The following is a 3951-nucleotide window of genomic DNA, read 5'->3' as shown; positions in this document are numbered from 1 at the left end:
GTGGCGTCCCCAAGCCGGCCGCCTCAGCGCGCCGGGAAGGTCGGGGCCAGTTCCCGGAATTTTTCGACCTGCCACGCGAACTCCCCTTCAAAAGCCGACGGGTCGTTGACCGCGTAGCCGCCGTAGCCATAGACGGCGGCATAAGCCGCGTAGCCGGCCGCATCCAGGGCCCGGCCAGCCAGTGCATTGGCCACGGCGTAGGTGGYAGAGACGGCTGCGTGGGCCGCACCGTCAATGGAATTGGATCCTCTGTGGCTGTTGGCCACCGCGGCGACTTCCTGCGCCGCCTGCGCCAGGGCGGGCCTTTCCAGTTTGCCGTCAACGAAAGCCTGAAGCTGTGCCAGGCAATCAACGGCCCTGGGGTCTTCCAGCAAATGCTGCACGCGGCTGGCACACGCCAGGCCAAAGGCCAGCCGGAAGGCTTCCTGACCCGGTTCATCAAGATGGATGCTGGCCGCCAGGCGCGAGAGCTCGTGGTTCATGGCAATTGTTTCGAGGTGCGGGTATTTTGCGGGACTGCCGGACTGAATTTTCGGGGCAAGAGCAGGGCCGCCAGGTATTGCTGGCGTTTCGCAATTTCCAGCACGAGCAGCGGCAACGCGACACCCGCAGCCAGGCTTGCCGCTCCAACGAGGTAGTCGTTGTGGCTGAAGCGGGAAAGCAGCAGGAAGGCCCGCCCCTGCGCGACGGGATGAAACACCAGGATGAGCAGGCTGCCGGAGCCGATGTAGGTCAATGGGCGCTGCAGCCGCGGATACCGCGCCAGCAGTGCAGAGATGCAAAGCACCATATAAATGCCCAGCGCGGCCTGCAGTGTCGCGATGAGCGGCTCGCCGTAGATGCGCAGATTCAGGTCCATGGTCTCGTTGAAGTGGTAGTGCAGCGCCGCAAAGGCAATGGCCGCGGCAAGCAGCCTGATGGCGTTGAATTTCACGGCCATGACCTGTTCGCGCAGCAGAAACCCGAGCAGCAGGCAGGCCGAGCTGATGAAGGTCAGATCAAGGCTCCAGGGCAACCCCGGCCAGCGGGCAAGGCCCATGAAATGCAGGCTGGCCGTGTCGATTTGCCAGAAGCTCCCAACCCAGCGGATGCCCGCGGCCAGCAGCATCGAGGCGGCCAGAAAAACCCAGCGTGCGCGGCGTTTGGCGGCCCTGGTGGCGCGCAGGATGGCCATGGCCGCCACCGACGCGACAAAGAGGTGCGGCAAAAACCAGAGCGGTGCCCACGCAATGGTGGGCGCGGTGGCATACAGGACGCCGAAAAAATAATCAGAGGCGCTTGTGTCGGCGGTAGGAACCATGCCAGGGTCAAGCGCCATCAGGATGCCGACCAGCGCCAGCACGACAAAGTAGGGCTTGAGAAGCGCGTCGGCCCGCGACAGCGCAAACTTGCGCAAGGAATCGGAATCTTTCAGGAACAGGCCGGAGAGGAAAAAGAACAGCGGCAGGTGAAACGCGTAAATCACCCGGAAAAGTTCGCCCTTGTTTTCCAGTACCAGGCTGTTGTGGCCAAGCACCACCAGGATGATTCCGATGCCCCTGGCGATGTCGACGGTGGCGTTGCGGTGCGTGTGTGTCATGGTGTGGATCAATCCGAAAATGACGGCCTCAGACCAGGCGCCTGATCGATTTTTTCTTCCAGACCAGCCGGTAATAAGCCGTCTGCAGACCCAGCATGGCGATGAAGGTGACCGGATAGGCCACCCAGATGCCGTTGATGCCGATGCGGTGGCTCATGAACCAGGCGACGGGCACCTCCACCAGCGCGATGCAGAAGATGGCGATGCCGGTGGGCACCAGTACCGAGCCGCTGGCGCGCATGATGCCCGAGAGCACCGTGGCCATGCCAAAGATGACGCTGCTCCATAGCATGATGTGCAGCAGCGTTTGTGCCACCTCAATCACCGGTTCGCTGGTGATGAAAAAGCCCATCAGGTGGCGCGAGAACAAATAGCCCAGCAGCACGAGTGAGCCGGTCAGCACCAGGTTCATCAGCAAACCGGTGCGCACGATGGTGCCCAGCTTGTCGGTGCGGCCCGCGCCGATCGCCTGCGCGCCCAGGATGGAAGCGGTGATGGCAATCGAAATCGCCGGGAACTGCACATACGCCACCACCTGGTTGACGGCGCCGTAGGCCGCTGTGGCGTTGGAGCCATAGCTGTTGACCAGCGAGAGCAGGGCGACTTCAGCCAGCGCAATGACAATCATCTGCACGCCGGTAGGCACGCCGATCTTGAGCACGGTTTTGAGGATGGGGCCGTTGATGCGCATGTGGCGTACAAATTCCGCATCAGGTGCCAAGGGACTGTGGATGCGCCGCAGCCTGAAGGCCAGCCAGGCCGTGGCCGTCACCATCGACAGCACCGAAGCCACTGCACCGCTGGCCACCCCCAGCTGCGGCAGGCCGAACCAGCCGCGGATCAGCGCCGGTGTGACGGCGAGGCCGACCACGGTTGAAATGCCCAGCGTGTAGAGCGGATTGACCGTATCGCCCACGCCGCGCAGCATGGCGGTGGCCAGCAGGTAGACGAAGAGGCCGGGCCCTGCAATCATCATGATGCGGGCATAGAGCGTGGCGTCCGGCAGGATGTCGGCCGGTGTGCCCAGTGCCCTGAGCAAGGGCCCGGTAAAGATACCGCCGAACAGCGCGACGAGCAAACCAAAAATCAGGCCGACGCTGAGGGTGGTGCCCGCAATTGCCTTGACCTTGCCGGTGTCGCGCGCTCCCCAGGCCTGGCCGATCAGCACGGAGGCGCCTGCGCCCAGGCCGATGGTGAAGGCAATGAAGAAAAACAGGATGGGGAAAAAGCTGGACACGGCCGCCAATGCGCCGACGCCAATCATCTGGCCGACGTACACGTTGTTCAGCGTGYCCGACAGCGACTGCAGGATGTTGCTGAGCAGCATGGGGCCGAGGAAGGCGGCAAAGGTCTTCCACATCGGCACCCCGTCGCTCAATGCGGGGCGGCCGTGCGAAGCGGGTTTCGCCGCCGCGGGCTGTGTTGCCAGCGGCGGGACCGGATCTGCTACGGAAATCGGTGGCGCCGCGATTTCGCCCGCCGTGCGCACGTCGCCCTCACGCACTTCGGTTTCAAGCCGGTGATCAAGGGCGGAAAGATCCGGCGGCTTCATGCGGCGCTCCAACTGGCTGCGGCCAGTGCCGCCAGGTAGGTTCGCACGTCCTCAGGCCAGGGCTCGACCAGGGTAGCAAAACGCAGTCGGTCGCCGGCAAACAGGGCGCGGGTGGCTTCTTCGAAGCCGGGCAGGTCGCCCGCGATTTCCGCCATGAAGCGGTAAGCGGCTTCGCGGGAGACCCGTACCGCGTCGCGTGCCTCGTTGGCCTTGCTCGCCTCTTCCACCAGCTTGCGCAGCGCAACCGAAGCACCGCCGGATTGGCGGCTCAGCCATTCCCAGTGCCGCGGCAGCAAGGTGACTTCACGTGCAACCACCCCCAGACGGGGGCGCCCGACAGAACGCGCCACGGGTGCTTCGGGTTCGGCGGCGGGAAGGTCGGGCGGCGTGTCGTCGGGCGCATCCACGGCGTCGGGCCGCAGGTCAAGGTCCAGGCGTTCCCCGTTGGCATCGTTGAATATGCGAAGCAGGATGTCGGCCGGCTGGGGCGTAGCGCGCAACTGCGCGAGCAGCTCGCGGCGAGGGCCCGAGGCAATGCGCTGGAAACCGGCGAAGGCCGTCAGGGTGCGGGGCGTGGCGATCATGGTAGAGGTCATAAAGTCATTTACGGTTAATTTTGTCCGGGTCAAATGAGGAGTTTATATCATCCGGGTATAAATGATCAAGTTTTGGCTGAAAAATGCGTAAATGCCTGTAAATCGGGTTCTATAGCTAATTAATGATCTAACTAGTCTATTTAATATTCTTTTGAGTTTGGGGAAAGCTCGGCTAAATTCGCGTCCTGTTCAAAAAAGAGCCTCACACGTTTTCACAAGAACCG

4 protein-coding genes are annotated in these 3951 nt (G+C 62.9%); all 4 read right to left on the bottom strand.

Features of this window, described 5'->3' with window-relative positions; translation table 11 throughout:
• Positions 1-23: 23 nt before the first annotated feature.
• The 4 genes from AC1DWI_RS15855 to AC1DWI_RS15840 all read right to left on the bottom strand — a co-directional run bounded on the left by AC1DWI_RS15855 (position 24) and on the right by AC1DWI_RS15840 (position 3727).
• Positions 24-482, bottom strand: coding sequence for a putative immunity protein (locus tag AC1DWI_RS15855; RefSeq protein ID WP_477725184.1), 459 nt, complete (start codon positions 480-482; stop codon positions 24-26).
• A complete protein-coding gene (locus AC1DWI_RS15850; protein ID WP_477670800.1) occupies positions 479-1579 on the bottom strand; it encodes an acyltransferase family protein in 1101 nt (366 codons plus the stop codon). Before AC1DWI_RS15850 ends, AC1DWI_RS15855 begins: the two co-directional genes overlap by 4 nt.
• A 28-nt stretch (positions 1580-1607) precedes the next feature.
• Entirely contained in the window at positions 1608-2939 is a 1332-nt protein-coding gene (locus tag AC1DWI_RS15845; protein ID WP_477725185.1) for an MATE family efflux transporter, read from the bottom strand.
• A gap of 188 nt (positions 2940-3127) precedes the next feature.
• Positions 3128-3727 carry a DUF2239 family protein gene (locus AC1DWI_RS15840; protein ID WP_477670799.1) on the bottom strand — a complete coding sequence of 200 codons (600 nt, stop codon included), beginning with the start codon at positions 3725-3727 and terminating at the stop codon, positions 3128-3130.
• Positions 3728-3951 lie beyond the last annotated feature (224 nt).

Source organism: Polaromonas sp. P3_C2 (assembly GCF_056402675.1).
Note: the sequence above shows the minus strand (reverse complement) of the source record. Positions and strands in the feature narration are given on the sequence as shown.